Annotated in this window: 19 protein-coding genes and 1 pseudogene; 12 read left to right on the top strand and 8 right to left on the bottom strand. The window is 58.9% G+C overall.

The annotated features are described in order from the left end of the window. Positions 1-263: 263 nt before the first annotated feature. From rpsI to zapE, 3 genes are all read right to left on the bottom strand, one after another. The gene (gene rpsI / locus ACTG1P_RS15200; protein WP_005336286.1) at positions 264-656 is read right to left on the bottom strand and encodes a 30S ribosomal protein S9; all 393 of its coding nucleotides are present in this window, start codon (positions 654-656) and stop codon (positions 264-266) included. A 15-nt stretch (positions 657-671) separates the two neighbouring features. After that, positions 672-1,100, bottom strand: a complete 429-nt coding sequence (gene rplM / locus ACTG1P_RS15195; RefSeq protein ID WP_005341737.1) for a 50S ribosomal protein L13 — start codon at positions 1,098-1,100, stop codon at positions 672-674. Between the two features lie 266 nt (positions 1,101-1,366). Next, positions 1,367-2,461: a cell division protein ZapE gene (gene zapE / locus ACTG1P_RS15190; RefSeq protein WP_440001622.1), complete on the bottom strand. Its 1,095-nt coding sequence runs from the start codon at positions 2,459-2,461 to the stop codon at positions 1,367-1,369. A gap of 140 nt (positions 2,462-2,601) precedes the next feature. On the opposite strand from zapE, the gene ACTG1P_RS15185 reads away from it, so the two are divergent. From ACTG1P_RS15185 to degS, 3 genes are all read left to right on the top strand, one after another. Then, complete coding sequence (locus ACTG1P_RS15185; RefSeq protein WP_005356646.1) at positions 2,602-2,982, top strand: YhcB family protein; 381 nt, start codon at positions 2,602-2,604, stop codon at positions 2,980-2,982. 81 nt (positions 2,983-3,063) lie between these two features. Then, positions 3,064-4,425, top strand: coding sequence for a Do family serine endopeptidase (locus ACTG1P_RS15180; RefSeq protein WP_005336295.1), 1,362 nt, complete (start codon positions 3,064-3,066; stop codon positions 4,423-4,425). Between the two features lie 109 nt (positions 4,426-4,534). Beyond that, entirely contained in the window at positions 4,535-5,659 is a 1,125-nt protein-coding gene (gene degS, locus ACTG1P_RS15175; RefSeq protein ID WP_005336297.1) for an outer membrane-stress sensor serine endopeptidase DegS, read from the top strand. Positions 5,660-5,853: 194 nt separating this feature from the next. Here degS and ACTG1P_RS15170 read toward each other — a convergent pair whose 3' ends face one another. Next, entirely contained in the window at positions 5,854-6,123 is a 270-nt protein-coding gene (locus tag ACTG1P_RS15170) for a hypothetical protein (protein ID WP_439987910.1), read from the bottom strand. Between ACTG1P_RS15170 and ACTG1P_RS15165 the strand changes: the two are divergent. The 9 genes and pseudogenes from ACTG1P_RS15165 (at position 6,022) to ACTG1P_RS15125 (ending at position 13,521) form a co-directional block, all read left to right on the top strand. After that, positions 6,022-6,332: pseudogene (locus ACTG1P_RS15165) on the top strand (transcriptional regulator). The gene ACTG1P_RS15170 and the pseudogene ACTG1P_RS15165 sit on opposite strands and share 102 nt — an antisense overlap. Before the next feature lie 17 nt (positions 6,333-6,349). Next, on the top strand, positions 6,350-6,715 hold the full coding sequence (locus ACTG1P_RS15160) for an SFCGS family glycine-rich protein (protein WP_005355141.1): 366 nt from the start codon (positions 6,350-6,352) through the stop codon (positions 6,713-6,715). Beyond that, a complete protein-coding gene (locus ACTG1P_RS15155) occupies positions 6,715-7,011 on the top strand; it encodes a DUF4312 family protein (RefSeq protein ID WP_202004334.1) in 297 nt (98 codons plus the stop codon). Before ACTG1P_RS15160 ends, ACTG1P_RS15155 begins: the two co-directional genes overlap by 1 nt. A gap of 39 nt (positions 7,012-7,050) precedes the next feature. After that, positions 7,051-7,827, top strand: a complete 777-nt coding sequence (locus ACTG1P_RS15150; protein ID WP_005341754.1) for a DUF4311 domain-containing protein — start codon at positions 7,051-7,053, stop codon at positions 7,825-7,827. 11 nt (positions 7,828-7,838) lie between these two features. Beyond that, positions 7,839-8,489 carry a DUF4310 family protein gene (locus tag ACTG1P_RS15145; RefSeq protein ID WP_005355144.1) on the top strand — a complete coding sequence of 217 codons (651 nt, stop codon included), beginning with the start codon at positions 7,839-7,841 and terminating at the stop codon, positions 8,487-8,489. 42 nt (positions 8,490-8,531) lie between these two features. Then, positions 8,532-9,671 (top strand): amidohydrolase/deacetylase family metallohydrolase, encoded by a 1,140-nt coding sequence (locus ACTG1P_RS15140; protein WP_440001621.1) that lies wholly within the window; start codon positions 8,532-8,534, stop codon positions 9,669-9,671. After that, entirely contained in the window at positions 9,655-10,770 is a 1,116-nt protein-coding gene (locus ACTG1P_RS15135) for a DgaE family pyridoxal phosphate-dependent ammonia lyase (RefSeq protein ID WP_440001620.1), read from the top strand. Before ACTG1P_RS15140 ends, ACTG1P_RS15135 begins: the two co-directional genes overlap by 17 nt. Further along, complete coding sequence (dagF, locus tag ACTG1P_RS15130; RefSeq protein ID WP_042079669.1) at positions 10,770-11,510, top strand: 2-dehydro-3-deoxy-phosphogluconate aldolase; 741 nt, start codon at positions 10,770-10,772, stop codon at positions 11,508-11,510. The genes ACTG1P_RS15135 and dagF overlap by 1 nt, the downstream gene beginning before the upstream one ends. Positions 11,511-11,616: 106 nt before the next feature. Next, positions 11,617-13,521, top strand: coding sequence for a BglG family transcription antiterminator (locus tag ACTG1P_RS15125; protein ID WP_440001619.1), 1,905 nt, complete (start codon positions 11,617-11,619; stop codon positions 13,519-13,521). Positions 13,522-13,538: 17 nt separating this feature from the next. On the opposite strand, the gene npr is transcribed toward ACTG1P_RS15125, so the two are convergent. Genes npr through hpf form a run of 4 tightly spaced genes read right to left on the bottom strand, consistent with a single transcriptional unit; the run spans position 13,539 to position 15,482 of the window. Next, the gene (gene npr, locus ACTG1P_RS15120) at positions 13,539-13,811 is read right to left on the bottom strand and encodes a PTS phosphocarrier protein NPr (RefSeq protein ID WP_005336318.1); all 273 of its coding nucleotides are present in this window, start codon (positions 13,809-13,811) and stop codon (positions 13,539-13,541) included. Between the two features lie 22 nt (positions 13,812-13,833). After that, positions 13,834-14,700, bottom strand: coding sequence for an RNase adapter RapZ (rapZ, locus tag ACTG1P_RS15115; protein ID WP_005336320.1), 867 nt, complete (start codon positions 14,698-14,700; stop codon positions 13,834-13,836). A gap of 45 nt (positions 14,701-14,745) precedes the next feature. After that, a complete protein-coding gene (gene ptsN, locus ACTG1P_RS15110; protein ID WP_005336322.1) occupies positions 14,746-15,192 on the bottom strand; it encodes a PTS IIA-like nitrogen regulatory protein PtsN in 447 nt (148 codons plus the stop codon). Between the two features lie 2 nt (positions 15,193-15,194). Beyond that, on the bottom strand, positions 15,195-15,482 hold the full coding sequence (gene hpf / locus ACTG1P_RS15105) for a ribosome hibernation promoting factor (RefSeq protein ID WP_005336323.1): 288 nt from the start codon (positions 15,480-15,482) through the stop codon (positions 15,195-15,197). Between the last annotated feature and the right edge of the window lie 7 nt (positions 15,483-15,489).

Genomic DNA, 15,489 nt, shown 5'->3' with positions numbered 1-15,489 from the left:
CTTATAGTGTCCCTGTTCCCCATTTTTCCCGTGACAACAGCGGCGGAAGCTGGATTTACAATTGCCACAGAAAACAGGGGAAATTTTAAAGAAAAGATAACAACTTGACAAGAAAGAGCGGTGAGCAATGAAAACAATAAAGAAACAATTTTTTGTCTTTTGTGACGCGTGGTTAGCATTGATGTCGGTAATATTACCAATAAAAAAAGCCTGGCAACCGCCAGGCTTTTTTGACACTCGAAAGAGTGAGTACCAAAAGCGAATTAACGCTTGGAGTACTGCGGACGCTTACGAGCTTTGTGCAGACCAACTTTCTTACGCTCAACCTTACGGGCATCGCGAGTAACAAAGCCAGCTTTACGCAGTTCGGAACGCAGGGTTTCGTCGTACTGCATCAGAGCACGAGTGATACCGTGGCGGATCGCACCAGCTTGACCGGAGATGCCACCACCGTTAACGGTGATGTACAGATCCAGTTTCTCGGTCATCTCAACCAGTTCCAGCGGCTGACGAACTACCATGCGGGCAGTCGGACGGCCGAAGTACTGCTCCAGGGAGCGCTGGTTGATTACGATCTTACCGCTACCCGCTTTGATAAATACGCGAGCAGTGGAGCTTTTGCGACGGCCGGTACCGTAGTATTGATTTTCTGCCATGTTGCCAGTTCCCGATTAGATATCCAGTACTTGAGGTTGCTGAGCAGCGTGAGCGTGCTCGGCGCCTGCGTAAACTTTCAGTTTACGGAACATGGCACGGCCCAGAGGACCTTTCGGCAGCATGCCTTTAACAGCAGCTTCGATTACCATTTCCGGTTTACGCTGAATCAGCTTGTCGAAGCTGATGGACTTGATACCACCCGGGAAACCGGAGTGAGCGTGGTACATTTTGTCGGTAGTTTTCTTACCGGTAACACGTACCTTCTCAGCGTTTACAACGATGATGTAATCACCGGTGTCAACGTGCGGAGTGTATTCAGCTTTGTGCTTACCACGCAGACGAGCAGCGATCTCGGTTGCGATACGACCCAGAGTTTTACCTTCTGCGTCCACAATGTACCAGTCACGTTTTACGGTTTCTGGCTTGGCAACGAAAGTTTTCATTAAGTTAAACCCAATTACCTGTTACAGACCCAATTGTTTATGGGGGCTCTCCCACAAACAACAAACGATGGCCTACCTGTACCCCTTCGAATACAAGTAAAGCTTAAAGTGTTGCTGTCTTATCGACAGCTGTAACGTGGGCCGGGCGATTATAAGTGAAGTTGCCTTAAATATCACCTGCTAATTTCACTGCCATGAAACCAGCAAATGTCGCCCGGCCCTACCTGCCGCAGATGCCCATCCGACTGGCAGGCGCGGTATTGTGACTAAGGAAGGTGCACTCTGGCAAGGTATTCGTGCGATTGCATTTCCTGAAGCCGTGAAAGACAGCGTTTGAATTCGAAATTTAGCAGCCCTTCGCCGTAGAGTTCTGCCATGGGAACCGCTGCCGACATGATGAGTTTGACGTGCCGTTCGTAGAACTCATCGACCATGGCAATGAAGCGGCGAGCCGCGTCATCCGTGCCTGTGCCCATTGGCTGAACATTGGCCAGCAGAACGGTATGGAACAGCCTGGCCAGCTCGATATAGTCGTTCTGGGAGCGGGGAGTACAGCAAAGTTGCTCAAATTCCATGTAGAGCACCCCTTCCCCCATCCCGAGCGACGCCAGCTGACGATGATTGACCTCGAACGTCCCCTCGCAAGCCGTGTGCCCACCGGTTAATTGCTGAAAATAGTGGTCAAGATTGGCTTTTGCCTGCAAGTCCAGCGGGCAGTGATAAATCTCGGCTTGTTCCAGCGTACGCAGGCGATAGTCGATACCGCCATCCACGTTAAGTACCTCGCAATGGCGCTCGATAAGCTCGATAGCTGGCAGAAAACGGGCTCGCTGCAGCCCGTTGCGATAAAGATCCTGTGGCGGAATATTTGAAGTGGCAACCAGCACGACACCGTGACCAAACAGCTCCTGGAACAGCGTACCCAGCAACATGGCGTCGGTGATGTCGGAGACAAAAAATTCGTCGAAACAGATGATGTCTGTCTCGCTGGCAAGCTTGCTGGCCACCAGCTTGAGGGGATCGGATTGCCCGCTCAGCCCCTGCAGTTCATCGTGAATGCGGTGCATGAAGCGGTGGAAATGGCTGCGCATCTTGCGCGTCCCAGGCAGGCTGTCGAAAAAAGTATCCATCAGCCAGGTCTTGCCTCGGCCCACTCCGCCCCACATATAGATACCGAGGACGGGCTCCGGCGGCTTGGGCTTTTGCAGCCAACCCAGCAACCCTCGAGATCTGGTCGGAGTCGGGCGCCGTAGCAAATCCTGATACAGTCGCTCCAGCCTGCTAATGGCCATCCCCTGCGCGGGGTCGGCCACAAAGCCGGGGCGCAGCAGATCCTGCTGGTATTTTTGCTGCGGTGTCATCCTTGAGCGCCTCTCCAAGTCCCTGAATCGAGGACAAAATGGTATCACGGCCTCAGGACGCACGGTATAGTGCCATCAAGGCATGGCGGTTATGACGACCGCATAAACCCACTCTGTTTTAGCTGTAACAAGGAGCATCTATGAGTCTGTTAACTGGGATCCTGCTGGCTGTCGCGGCCTTGATTATCGGTATCGTTCTCGGCCGTTTTTCGGTACGTAGCCGCGATGCTGGCCGTCTCGAACAGGAACTGAAGAAGGCCCACAAGGAGCTCGAGAGTTATCAGGGCCAGATCAACACCCACTTCGCCGACAGCGCCGCCCTGATGGAGCAACTGGCCGAGCAGTATCAGACCCTCTATCGCCACATGGCCGAGCAGAGCAAATTCCTGGCCAAGGCGCAGGAACCGCTGTTCCGCGAGTCATTGGTAGAAGAAGCCCCTGCCAATGTGGCAGAAGAGCCGGGCGTTCCGCCTCGCGACTATGCTGGCGCCTCTTCCGGACTGCTCAAGCAACCAAACTAGTTCCTCGCGGAACTAATTGGCCAGTCCCGTGGTCTGACCTTGACGATTGCAATGCAACTTTTTCTGGGAGCTGTTTTTCATATGCGTAAACCTCTTTCCATGCTCAGTGTGCTAGCCCTCAGTGTCGGTATCGCCATGTCTGCGGCCCCTGCTCAGGCTGCACTGCCTTCCCTGTTAGGTTCAAATCAGGAGATGCCAAGCCTGGCGCCTGTTCTCGAACAGGTCACCCCGGCTGTGGTCAATATCTCGGTTTCTGGCAAAAAAATTACCCGTCAGCGTCTGCCGGAGCAGTTCAAGTTCTTCTTCGGCCCCAACATGCCCGACGAACAGGTGAGCGAGCAGCCATTCCAGGCGCTCGGTTCCGGTGTCATCGTCGATGCCAAGAAGGGTTACGTGATCACCAACGCCCACGTGGTTCACGAGGCGGACGAGATCAAGGTCAACCTGAAGGATGGTCGTGAGTATGCGGCCAAGAAGATCGGTGAAGACAAGCAGTCCGACATCGCCCTGCTGCAAATCAAGGCCGAGGATCTGGTGCAGATCAAGTTTGCCGACTCCGATGAGCTGCGGGTAGGTGACTATGCGCTGGCCATCGGCAACCCATTTGGTCTGGGCCAGACCGTCACCTCCGGTATTGTCAGTGCGCTGGGTCGCAGCGGCCTCAACATCGAGAATCTGGAGAACTTCATCCAGACCGATGCGGCCATCAACTCCGGTAACTCCGGCGGAGCCCTGCTCAACCTGCGTGGCGAGCTGATCGGTATCAACACCGCGATTCTGGGCCCGAACGGCGGCAACATTGGCATCGGCTTTGCCATCCCTTCCAACATGGTGCGGGATCTGACCGAGCAGATCGTCAAGTACGGTGAAGTGCGTCGCGGCCAGCTGGGTATTACCGGCACCGAGCTCACCTCCGACATCGCCAAAACCTTCGGTTACAACAAGAAGGATGGTGCCTTCGTCAATCAGGTCATGCCTGATTCGGCGGCCGACAAGGCGGGCATCAAGGCCGGCGATATCATCGTCAGCATCGATGGCAAACCGGTTCGCTCCTTCGGCGAGCTGCGTGCCAAGATCGCCACCATGGGCGCTGGCAAGCAGGTCGAACTGGGGCTGATCCGCGATGGCAAGTCACAAACTGCCAAAGTGACCCTGAAGCAGGCCGATGACAGCGAAGTACGCGCCAGCGCGCTGCATCCAGCACTGGAAGGGGCCAAGCTGAGCACCACTACCGATCCGGTCTCCGGTGTTGCGGTGGCCGACATTGATCCTCGCTCTCCGGCAGCTGCTTCCGGCCTGCAGAAGGGTGACATCATCATCGGGGTCAACCGCCTGCGCATCAACACCCTGGGCGAGCTGACCAAAGCGCTCAAGAACAAGCCTGACGTGCTGGCACTCAACATCCAGCGCGGCGACTCCTCGCTCTATCTGGTGATCCGCTAACGCTCAAGTTGTTCGCCAACCCCTCTATCACCCGCGGCCTTCACCGCGGGTGATTTTTATCCATCGATAGTGTTATTCTCTGCGCGCAGCCTGTACGGATGAGAATGACATGAAAATCCCCCCTTTAGTCAGTTACTTGGGCAAGTCTGTCGGTTTTGGATTGACCGTCGCGGCGCTGCTGTTGCTGCTGTTTCCCCATTTTCGCGGTGGTGCCCAACTGCCCGGCATCATCACCAATGCCCGTGAACTGAGTTTCTCCTATGCCGCCCATCGGGCAGGCCCTGCTGTCGTCAACATCTATACCCGCAGCTTTGCCCCCAATCAGGGCAATCAGGGGGAACTGCGCCCGCAAGGGCTGGGTTCTGGCGTCATCATGAACCAGCGCGGCTATGTACTGACCAACTACCACGTCATCGCCGATGCCGACCAGATCATCGTCGCGTTGCAGGATGGTCGGGTCTTCAGTGCCGAGCTGGTCGGTACCGATCAGCTCACCGACCTCGCCGTGCTCTATATCGAGTCAGACAACCTGCCGGTGATCCCGCAGGATCCGGAGCGGCTGCCAGAAGTGGGGGATGTGGTGCTCGCCATCGGCAACCCCTACAACGTCGGCCAGACCATCACCCAGGGCATCATCAGCGCGACCGGCCGTACCGGCCTCTCCAGCATGGGGCCCGACAGCAATGGCCGTCAGGATCTGCTGCAGACCGATGCCGCCATCAACGAGGGCAACTCGGGCGGCGCGCTGGTCAACGGCCGTGGCGATCTGGTGGGGATCAACACCGCCACCTATCACCTCAACGGCAATCAGGAGAGCTACGGCATCAGCTTCGCCATCCCCTACCGGCTGGCCAAACGGATCATGGATGAGCTGATCGCCAACGGCCGGGTGATCCGCGGCTACCTCGGGATCTCCAGCGTCGAGATCAACCCCATAGTCGCGCGGATGATGAACCTCGGCGACCTGCGTGGTCTGGTGGTGGAAAGTCTGGATCCCAACGGACCGGCGGCCAAAGGCGGCCTGCAGCGAGGGGATGTGCTGCTCAAGATCAACGGAGAGGCCATCAGTGGCGTACGCAGCGCCATGGACAAGATTGTCGAAAGCCGCCCCGGCACCAAGCTGACCATCTCTGTATTCCGCTCCGGCAAGCCGCTGGAAGTGGTGGTCACCATAGAAGAAGACCTGCGCTATCAGCAGAGAACAGCCAGCTCGAGCGCCGCATCGGCCAGCTAGCGTCACTCCTTGTTATGAGAAGGGCGGGAAACCGCCCTTTTCCATATCTGCCCTCTCGGCAACGTCTCTTACCGTGAGATGACTCACAGTTTCCCGCAACGCTTGCCCTGCCCCCGCCCCCCGATTTGTGCGCTACCGATCACACAAAACCAGCTTCAATAAGCACTCTTTTTACCTTTTCAGTATCCAAACGATCACTTTGGGGCCATTTCCTCAGGAATTTCCGCTTCGAATCGGAAAAACGCTGCCTCCTCCACATCGACGCGCAGGCTTAGGGTAACGCCATACCTTCTGCCAGCCTTGGAGAGCAGACATTGCAAACAGAGACTCACGACCAGACCCTGACCCCGAACAGCCCGGAGTTGCTGCGCCAGACCGATCATATCCTCGCGCGCATTTATCCCCTGCTGGCCGAACAGGGCATCATCCCCAACGAGGTGCAACGGCAGATGCTGGCCTCCCATGTCAAAGCCATGGTGTGGCGCTCCCACAGTGGCGAGCCCCTGCCAGAAGTTGACCTCAGCCTGTTTGAAGAGATCTCCCCCTCTCACTGCGTCTCGCCGAACAGGTCGTCAGCTGGCTGGATCAGCTTGCTTATGAGGAGGCACACCTCTTGTCCGTCCATTTTGAAGTCGCCAAAGAAAACGAACTCAGCTCGGTGCAGAACCCGTAACTCAAGGAGAAATCGATATGACAGCCATCAAACTCGTGATCGGAGACCGTCTCGGCAAGGGTCAGAAAGTGGGCGCAGGCGCGGAAGCAGCCGGGGCCAACGTGACCATCATCCCCGGCATGGCCGCTGACATGAAGCTCGGCGACGTGATGAACAAGGAGCAGGCGGATCTCGGCATCTCCTTCTGCGGCAGCGGCGGCGCCGGGGCGATCACCGCCCAGACCAAATACGGCTACAAGTGCCGTTACGGCATGCGCTCTGTTGAAGAGGGCGTCACCGCCATCAACGAAGGGTGCGTGGTGCTGGGCTTCGGTTTCATGGACAAGGAAGAGCTGGGCCAGAAGCTGGTCGAAGCCTTCGCCAAGAAGCACGGACGCGCCTGATGAAAGAGAACTTCACCACCCAGGTCATCGTCAACGGCAAGGGGACGACCCGCCAGCAGGCGTTTGCCTCCGCCCTCAGCCAGGTGCAACCCACACTGCTCAAGGACAACCAGCAGGTACTGCTGCGCATTGAGCCGGTCGATGTACAGGTGCTCAAAGCCGAGGAGTTGGTCCGGGTGGAGAAGTTCCTGTTCTTCTTCCTGCCGCGCCAGCGCCGCGAATACCGCGTCCAGCTGGAGATCAAGGTTCAGGTCACCAGTCTGGATGTCGCCAAGGTGACGTTCACCCAGATGTGATGCCTGCGCAGGCACAACCCCACAAGAAGGATACGTTGGATGTTTCTAATCATTTTTATCAAGTCACTCATCATTGGCGGCCTGGTTGGCGTCGGGGTGGGGGCCGGCGCGGCGCGGATGTTCCACGCCCCGACCGTACAGGGCATGGGTGCCTTCCGCACCCTGGGCGAACTTAACTCCTGCGAGGGGGATCCCGCTTCCCACTTCTCGTTTGGTCTGGGCTTCTTCTTCAACGCCTGGGCCTCGACCGTGGCGGCAGGCGCCTTCACCCAGGATGTGGATCACCGCATCATCCCGCACTGGGCCACGGCGGCACTGCTGTTCAAAAATCGGGATCTCGCCACCACTCTGCACGACCCGAAAAAGATGGCCATCGCCGGCGGCATCATAGGTGCCATCGTGGTTGCCTTCCTCAACAGCACGGCCGCAGCCGTCCCTGCTGCATTGCAGGTCACTGCGGTCAAGGTGCTGGTACCGGCAGCCAACCTGCTGGTCAACACCGTCATGCCGGTGATCTTCTGGCTCGCTGCCATCGAGGCGGGCAAGAAATCCGGTTTCTGGGCCACCATCTTCGGCGGTCTGGCACAGCTCATCATGGGCAACGCGGTACCGGGTCTGGTGCTCGGCATCCTGATCGGCAAGGGTGTGGAAGAGAGCGGCTGGAACCATGTCACCAAGGTGATGATGGCAGCCATCGTCCTGCTGTTCGTGCTGAGCGGCTTCTTCCGCGGCTTCGACATGAAACTGATTGAATCCTTCCATATGGGCGTCCCCCTGTGGCTGGAAAACGTCCATAACCTGCTGAGCGGCAAATAAGGGGTCACACCATGGATGAGAAACTGAAAAACAACTTCTGGTATGCCGACTGGTCATTCCCCATCTTCGTCGGCCTGCTCTCGGCCGGGGTCTTTGCTGGTACCCACATGTTCTATCTGTACGGGGTCGGTGCCTTCAACGAGGTAGCCTTCGTCGCCATGCTGAAAGCGGGAATGGACACGGGCGCCTACGGCGCGGTAGCCGCGTTCGGTGCCAGCTTCCTGTTCGCCCGCATCATCGAAGGCTCCCTGGTGGGGATCCTGGATATCGGCGGCGCCATCCAGACCGGAGTCGGCCTCGGAGTGCCAGCCCTGCTGCTGGGAGCCGGCATCGTCTATCCGGTGGAAAACTTCGGAGCCTCGCTGGCAACCGGCATGGGGATTGGTCTGGCCATCGGCTACGTCATCATTCTGGCGCGCAAGTTCACCATCAACCAGAGCAACTCCACTTACGGCGCAGACGTCATGATGGGAGCTGGCAACAGCTCTGGCCGCTTCCTCGGCCCCCTCATCATTCTCTCCGCCATGGGTGCCTCCATCCCCATCGGTATCGGTTCCCTGCTGGGGGCCCTGCTGTTCTACGTGTGGGGCAAGCCCATCACCGGCGGTGCCATCCTGGGAGCCATGCTGCTGGGCACCTTCTTCCCGGTCGCCCTTGTGTAAGTACCAGCCGCCCTGCGGGGCGGCTCGCCAGAGGTCATCTGCATGTACGACATTATCATCAAAGCGGGGCGCCAGGGAGATGGCCAGCTCGTCGATATCGCCATCAGGGAGGGCAAAATCGCCGCCATCGGCTCCCTGCCGGGGACAGCAACGGCGCGGCAGACCCTGGAGCTCGGCGGCCGGGTGCATGTGAGCGCCGGCTGGATCGACGGCCATACCCACTGCTACCCCGCCTCCCCCATCTATCACGATGAGCCGGACAAGGTCGGGGTCGAATCAGGCGTCACTACCGTCATCGACGCCGGCAGCACCGGGGCCAACGATGTGGATGACTTCCAGCAGATCGCTGCGAACTGCAAGACCCGGGTGCATGCCCTGCTCAACATCTCCCGTATCGGCCTGCTGTGCCAGAACGAGCTGGCGGATAGCCGGGACCTCGATATGGATCTCGCCTCGGCGGCCATTCGTCGCCACCCCGACTTTATCGTCGGCATCAAGGCGCGGATGAGCGGCAGCGTGGTCGGTGAAAACGGCCTGCAACCGCTGCGCATGGCCAAGGTGCTGCAACAGGCCCACGGCCAGCTGCCGCTGATGGTGCACGTGGGCAACACGCCGCCGGATCTGGACGAGATAGTTGCCTTGCTGGGGGATGGCGATCTGCTGACCCACTGCTTCAACGGCAAGCCCAACCGCATCCTGACCCCGGCTGGCGAGCTGCGGGTCGCGGTGCGCGAGGCGATGACACGGGGCCTTTTGCTCGACATCGGCCACGGCGGCGCCAGCTTCAGCTTCGAGGTGGCGGAGCTGGCTATCCGGCAGGGGATCCTGCCCCGCACCATCAGCTCCGACATCTACTGCAAGAACCGCATCAAGGGGCCGGTCTACAGTCTGGCCCATGTGATGTCGAAGTTTCTCGCCATCGGCATGACGCTGGAGCAGGTGATCGCCTGCGTCACCCATCAGGCCGCCGATGCCCTGCGCCTGTCCGGCAAGGGGCGGCTCGAGGTAGGCGCCGATGCCGATCTGACCCTGTTCGAGGTCACCAGCGGCCCGACCCTGTTTATGGATACCGAAGCCCAGTCCCGCAGCGGTGACCAACAACTGCAGCCTCTCGCCGCCCTGGTCGGTGGCGAACTGGTTCTGACTCACTATGGGAAATCACACCATGCCTTCTGTTTATGAGAAATATCAGCTCAAACCGGTGATCAACGCCTCCGGGCGCATGACCATTCTCGGCGTTTCCACCCCCGAGCAGGAGGTGGTCGATGCGGTCAATTTTGGCCTGGGCCACTACTTCGAGGTCAAGGATCTGGTCAACAAGACCGGCGCCTATCTGGCTGGTTTGCTGGATGTGGAAGATGCGGTGGTGGTCTCCTGTGCCAGCGCCGGCATCGCCCAGTCAGTCGCCGCCATGATAGTGCGCGGCGATCCCTACCGCCTCGAGCACCTGCATGCCCATCCCCATGAGGTGCCGAGTGAAATCGTGCTGCCCAAGGGGCATAACGTCAACTTCGGCGCCCCGGTCGGTACCATGGTCAATCTGGGTGGCGGCAAAGTAGTGGAAGCCGGTTACGCCAACGAGTGCACCCCTTCCCAGCTGGCCGCTGCCATCAATGCCAACACAGCAGCCATCCTCTACATCAAATCCCACCACTGCGTACAGAAGAGCATTCTGTCGGTGGCAGAGGCCGCCGAGGTCGCCAAGGCCCACGGGCTCCCGCTCATCGTCGATGCGGCTGCTGAAGAGGATCTGCGCCTCTACTACAACCAGGGAGCGGATCTGGTCATCTACAGCGGCGCCAAGGCCATTGAAGGGCCCACCAGCGGGCTGGTACTCGGCAAGCGCCAGTACGTGGAGTGGGTCAAGCAGCAAGCCAATGGCATCGGTCGCGCCATGAAGGTGGGCAAGGAGGGGATCCTCGGCCTGACCCACGCCATCGAGCGCTATCTGGCCAAAGAGAAAGAGAGCGGCGCCGCCATGGTCGCCAAGATGAGCCCCTTTATCGAGCGCCTCAACCAGCTGCCCGGCGTCACCGCCAAGGTGGTATGGGACAGCGCGGGACGCGACATTGCCCGCACCGATATCGCCTTCGACCACCAGCAGCTCGGCATGACCACAGTGCAGGTCGTCACCCGTCTGCAACAGGGCACACCTGCCATCTACTGCCGCGGCTACAAGGCCAACGAGGGGCACATCGAGATCGATGTGCGCAGCGTCACCGTGCCTCAGCTCGACCAAATCCACTCCGCCATTGCCAACCTCGTTCAGGAGAATCGCTGATGTCCCTTACCCCCAACTACTACCGTGATCGGGTCTGTCTCAACGTGCTGGCAGGTTCCAAAGAGAATGCCGTCGAGGTGTACGACGCAGCCGAAGGCCACGTGCTGGTCGGTGTGCTCTCCAAAAACTACCCGGATATTCCCTCCGCAGTTGCCGATATGAAGGAGTACGCCAAGCTGATCGATAACGCCCTCTCCATCGGTTTGGGGGCCGGGGATCCGCGCCAATCCGCCATGGTGGCCGAGCTGGCCTGCCAGCTGCAGCCCCAGCACGTCAACCAGGTATTCACCGGTGTCGGCGCCAGCCGGGCGCTGCTCGGCCAATCACAAACGCTGGTAAATGGGCTGATCTCCCCTACCGGCATGCCGGGCATGGTGAAGATCTCCACCGGCCCGCTCAGCGCCGGGCAGCCGGATGGCATAGTGCCCATCGATACCGCCATTGCCTTGCTCAAGGACATGGGCGGCAGCTCGGTCAAGTTCTTCCCCATGGGCGGGCTGGCCTGCCGCGACGAGTATCAGGCAGTAGCCGAGGCTTGTGCCCGCAACAACTTCTGGCTGGAGCCCACCGGCGGCATCGATCTGGAGAACTTCGAGGAGATAGTTCGGATTGCGCTGGATGCCGGAGTCGAGAAGGTGATCCCGCACGTCTACAGCTCCATCATCGACAGCGCGAGCGGGCACACTCGCCCCGAGGATGTGCGGACTCTGCTGGCCATAGTGAAACGACTGTTGGCCTGATGGCAGTCACGGCACCGGTTCAATCACTGACCGGTGCCTGGCTTGTTGATGACCCACTTGTTAACATCGATCCTTTATCTCGCAACAGGAGTCTTGCATACCCCCTATGATCAAGCTGCCACACCCCAGGCTCCATCAACTGCTGATCCAGCTCCACGCCGAACCGCTGCCACAGGAGGAGCTGGCTCGCCGCCTCAATGTCTCCACCCGCACGGTGCGCACCGATGTGGCGACCCTCAACGAACTGATTGCCACGCACGGCGCTCACCTGATCCACCAGCGTGGCAGCGGCTACCAGCTCAAGATCTACAATCAGGGACTGTTCGACGCTCTGCTGGCGGCCCAGGGTCAGGATAGCGGCCTGCCACGCACCAGCCGCGAGCGTGTGCTGCACCTGCAGATCCTGCTATTGACGGCAGAGCAGGGGATCAAGCTCGATGAGCTGGCTGATACCTGGTATCTGAGCCGGGCGGCACTGCAGGGGGATATGGCGGAAGTCCGTGAGCAACTCAGCCACTTCAGGCTCAGCGTCGAGAGCAAACCCCGCCTGGGGATGCGCATTCAGGGGGAGGAGACGGCGATCCGGGCCTGTTTGACCCAACTGCTCTATCAGGAGTTGCTGCACAACAACCAGTTGCAAACCCTGTTGCCCAACCTTTGCCCCAGCAAGACGATGGAGGTAGTGGGCAATCACATCCATGCCCAGCTTGCCCGACATCAGCTGCGTCTCGCTGACGAGAGCCTGCAGCAGCTCACCATCTACTGCGCCGTTGCCCTGCTGCGTCAGGCATCCGGTCACGAGTTGCGCCACTTCGCCAGCGAGGATCTGACTCTGCCGCTGCTGGCAGTATCTCGCGATATTTATGCGGTATTGCCAACCCTGACGCCCCCCGTAGAGGACGAGATCGCCGGTCTCGCCATCCAGATCCAGGCGCGCCTGATTGCCGATACTCCCCAGCTCAGCCCGGCAATGGCCGCCGAGAGCGAACAGCTGGTGGAACATCTGCTGACCTACATTCATAAACACTACCCTTACGACCTGCGAGACGACCAACAGCTGCGGGCCGACCTGCAAACCCATATCAGCGCCATGCTGCTACGGGTCAAATACCAGATTGGCAACCACAACCCGCTGGCCGATCACATCAAGCAGTACTACCCCCTCGCCTATGACATCACGCTGGCGGCCATTTCGGAGTGGATCAAGCAGACCCCCTACCGACTGACCCACCACGAGATCGGCTATCTGGTGATCCATATCGGGGTCGGGCTGGAGCGCCATTACGATATCGGCTATACCCGCCGCCCGCAGGCGCTATTGCTTTGCGATGCGGGCAACGCCACCTTCCGGGTACTGGAAGCACGCATCAAACGGGAGTATCCCCAGTTGCAGCTGACCACGCTGGAGTCGGTGCGGGATTACGAAGGGCTGGCGCAGATCGCGCAGGACTTTGTCATCAGTACCGTCAAGGTGAACGAAAAAAACGCCCCCGTGGTACTCGTTGCCCCCTTCCCGACCCAATACCAGCTGGAGCAGCTTGGCAAGCTGGTGCTGATCGACCGCACCCGCCCCTACATGCTCGACAAATATTTCGATGCCGACCACTTCATGATGGTCAAAGAGCCCCTCACCCAGGCCGAACTGTTTGCCCGTATCTGTGATCAGCTGGAGGCGGAAGATCTGGTGGAGAGCGGCTTCAGAGCCTCACTGCAGGAGCGGGAGCGGATCGTCTCCACCATGCTGGGAGAAGGGATCGCCCTGCCCCACTCTCTCGGTCTGCTGGCGCGCCGCACTCTGGTGTACACCGTACTGGCCCCGCAGGGGATCGACTGGGGCAACGGAGAAATCGCGACGCTCATCTTCGTGCTGGCCATCAGCAAGGCCGACTACGAGGAGGCGATGGGTCTATACGACCTGTTTCTGGCACTAATGAACGAAAAAGCCAGCAGGAATCTGCTGGCTTGTCGCGATTTTGCCAGCTTCAAAACGCTGGCGCGTACCGGTTCATAACATAAAACGAGGAGTGACTACTCCTCGTTGAAGCCGGAAGTGAACAGCTCCACCACGGCGGCCAGGGCCTCGACCTCTTCGGGGCCCTCAACCTGTACTTCCACCTGCCGCCCTTGCGCGGAATCCAGCATCAGCAGGCCGATGATGCTATCAGCGTCGGCCTCCACGCCATCTTCATTGCGCAGCAGCACGTGGGCATCGAACCCCTGCACCAGCTCAAACAGCATCATGGCCGGTCTGGCATGAATACCCAGCTTGTTTTTCACTTCAACCGAGGCGGAAACAGTCATCGGGTCGTCCTATTGTGGTCCGTCAAGATTGGGGCGCACTCTTGTCGAGAGTGCGGTGGCGGATCTGCACGTTCTTGCCGAGCAAACGGAATGCACTGGCCAGTCGTTCTGCAATAAACACCGAGCGGTGCTGACCGCCGGTGCAACCGATGCCGACCGTGAGGTAGCTGCGATTGTTGCGCTCAAGATGGGGCAACCAGGTCGCCAGCATGTTTTCGATCTGCTGGGTAAACAGCATCACGTCAGCCTGCGCCGAGAGGTAGTTGGCGACCGGCTCATCCTTGCCGGTGAAGGGCTTGAGCTCGGGGATCCAGTGCGGGTTAGGCAGGAAGCGGGCATCGAACACGAAGTCGGCATCCTTGGGAATGCCGTACTTGAAGCCGAACGACTCGAACACCAGCACCAGCTCGTTCTCTTTCTTGCCGAGTACCCGGGTTTTGATGAGCTCGCTCAGGTCGTGAATGCTGAGGGTGGTGGTGTCGATACGCAGGTCAGCGGTCGAGGAGATAGGCGCCAGCAGGTGGGTCTCCTCCCGAATCGCCTCATCCAGCGACAGCTTGTTGCGTGAGAGGGGGTGCAAACGGCGGCTCTCGCCATAGCGCTTGAGCAGGGTGCCGTTGTCGGCGTCGAAGAAGAAGCTGGAGAACTCTACCCGCCCCTCATTGCGCACCTGTGCCAGCAGATTTTCCAGTTTCTCCGGATCGCTCGGCAGGTTGCGCACGTCGATGCTGACCGCCAGCTTGTCATACTGGCTCTCCACCGAGACAATCAGCTGGGGCAACAGATTGACCGGCAGGTTGTCCACACAGTAGTAACCCAGATCTTCCAGCACGCGCAGGGCTACCGTTTTACCGGAGCCCGAACGTCCACTTACCACGATTAACTGCATCTTGTTCCCTCACGCCAAAACGGGTGTCTCATCCTTGGCCTGCTGTCAGGCCGAGGTCATGATCTGATAGAGCTCTTCGTCGCTGGTTGCCTGACGCAACTGGCGGCAAACCGCCTTGTCACCCAGCTTGGAAGCCATCAGAGAAAGGGTCTTGAGATGCTGCTTGCACTCGCTTTCCGGCACCAGCAAGGCAAACAGCAGGTCAACCGGTTGATTGTCGATGGAGTCGAAAGGAATAGGGTCGGCAAAGGTCATCAGGATCGCGGTTGGCGGGAACTCATCGTCAATGCGACCGTGGGGGATCGCAATACCGGCACCGATCCCGGTACTACCCATTTTTTCGCGGGCCAGCAAGCATTCAAACAGCGCCTGACGGGAGGTGCCAAGGCGTTCGGCGGCCAGCTCGCTGATGATTTCGAGGGCGCGTTTCTTGCTGGTACAAGGGACTGCACTCTTGGTGCAGTCCCGACTCAGTATGTGTTCAAGTTGCATGGTTATTTTTTATTTAACTTATCTTTGTGCTTGATGATCTGCCTGTCCAGCTTGTCGAGCAAGGTGTCTATCGCAGCATACATATCGGCATGTTCAGAGTTGGCAAACACTTCGCCACCGCTGACGTGCAATTTGGCTTCCGCTATCTGGTTCAGTTTTTCCACGCTAAGCACCACATGAACATTGTTGATGTGGTCGAAGTGACGCTCGAGTTTGGCAAATTTGTTATTCACATAATCACGCAGAGCTTCGGTGATCTCGACATGGTGTCCGGTCAGGTTAATTTGCATAACATCA

Origin of the sequence: Aeromonas sp. 11P (assembly GCF_051920165.1) — a bacterium.
GTDB lineage: Bacteria > Pseudomonadota > Gammaproteobacteria > Enterobacterales > Aeromonadaceae > Aeromonas > Aeromonas veronii.
The sequence above is the reverse complement of the archived record's forward strand: the minus strand, read 5'-3'. Positions and strand labels throughout refer to the sequence as shown.

Excerpts from the sequence above, each read along its gene's own strand:
- rpsI (WP_005336286.1), bottom strand. The coding sequence starts at position 656 with ATGGCAGAAAATCAATACTACGGTACCGGCCGTCGCAAAAGCTCCACT.
- rplM (WP_005341737.1), bottom strand. The coding sequence starts at position 1,100 with ATGAAAACTTTCGTTGCCAAGCCAGAAACCGTAAAACGTGACTGGTAC.
- zapE (WP_440001622.1), bottom strand. The coding sequence starts at position 2,461 with ATGACACCGCAGCAAAAATACCAGCAGGATCTGCTGCGCCCCGGCTTT.
- ACTG1P_RS15185 (WP_005356646.1), top strand. The coding sequence starts at position 2,602 with ATGAGTCTGTTAACTGGGATCCTGCTGGCTGTCGCGGCCTTGATTATC.
- ACTG1P_RS15180 (WP_005336295.1), top strand. The coding sequence starts at position 3,064 with ATGCGTAAACCTCTTTCCATGCTCAGTGTGCTAGCCCTCAGTGTCGGT.
- degS (WP_005336297.1), top strand. The coding sequence starts at position 4,535 with ATGAAAATCCCCCCTTTAGTCAGTTACTTGGGCAAGTCTGTCGGTTTT.
- ACTG1P_RS15170 (WP_439987910.1), bottom strand. The coding sequence starts at position 6,123 with ATGGGAGGCCAGCATCTGCCGTTGCACCTCGTTGGGGATGATGCCCTG.
- ACTG1P_RS15160 (WP_005355141.1), top strand. The coding sequence starts at position 6,350 with ATGACAGCCATCAAACTCGTGATCGGAGACCGTCTCGGCAAGGGTCAG.
- ACTG1P_RS15155 (WP_202004334.1), top strand. The coding sequence starts at position 6,715 with ATGAAAGAGAACTTCACCACCCAGGTCATCGTCAACGGCAAGGGGACG.
- ACTG1P_RS15150 (WP_005341754.1), top strand. The coding sequence starts at position 7,051 with ATGTTTCTAATCATTTTTATCAAGTCACTCATCATTGGCGGCCTGGTT.
- ACTG1P_RS15145 (WP_005355144.1), top strand. The coding sequence starts at position 7,839 with ATGGATGAGAAACTGAAAAACAACTTCTGGTATGCCGACTGGTCATTC.
- ACTG1P_RS15140 (WP_440001621.1), top strand. The coding sequence starts at position 8,532 with ATGTACGACATTATCATCAAAGCGGGGCGCCAGGGAGATGGCCAGCTC.
- ACTG1P_RS15135 (WP_440001620.1), top strand. The coding sequence starts at position 9,655 with ATGCCTTCTGTTTATGAGAAATATCAGCTCAAACCGGTGATCAACGCC.
- dagF (WP_042079669.1), top strand. The coding sequence starts at position 10,770 with ATGTCCCTTACCCCCAACTACTACCGTGATCGGGTCTGTCTCAACGTG.
- ACTG1P_RS15125 (WP_440001619.1), top strand. The coding sequence starts at position 11,617 with ATGATCAAGCTGCCACACCCCAGGCTCCATCAACTGCTGATCCAGCTC.
- npr (WP_005336318.1), bottom strand. The coding sequence starts at position 13,811 with ATGACTGTTTCCGCCTCGGTTGAAGTGAAAAACAAGCTGGGTATTCAT.
- rapZ (WP_005336320.1), bottom strand. The coding sequence starts at position 14,700 with ATGCAGTTAATCGTGGTAAGTGGACGTTCGGGCTCCGGTAAAACGGTA.
- ptsN (WP_005336322.1), bottom strand. The coding sequence starts at position 15,192 with ATGCAACTTGAACACATACTGAGTCGGGACTGCACCAAGAGTGCAGTC.
- hpf (WP_005336323.1), bottom strand. The coding sequence starts at position 15,482 with ATGCAAATTAACCTGACCGGACACCATGTCGAGATCACCGAAGCTCTG.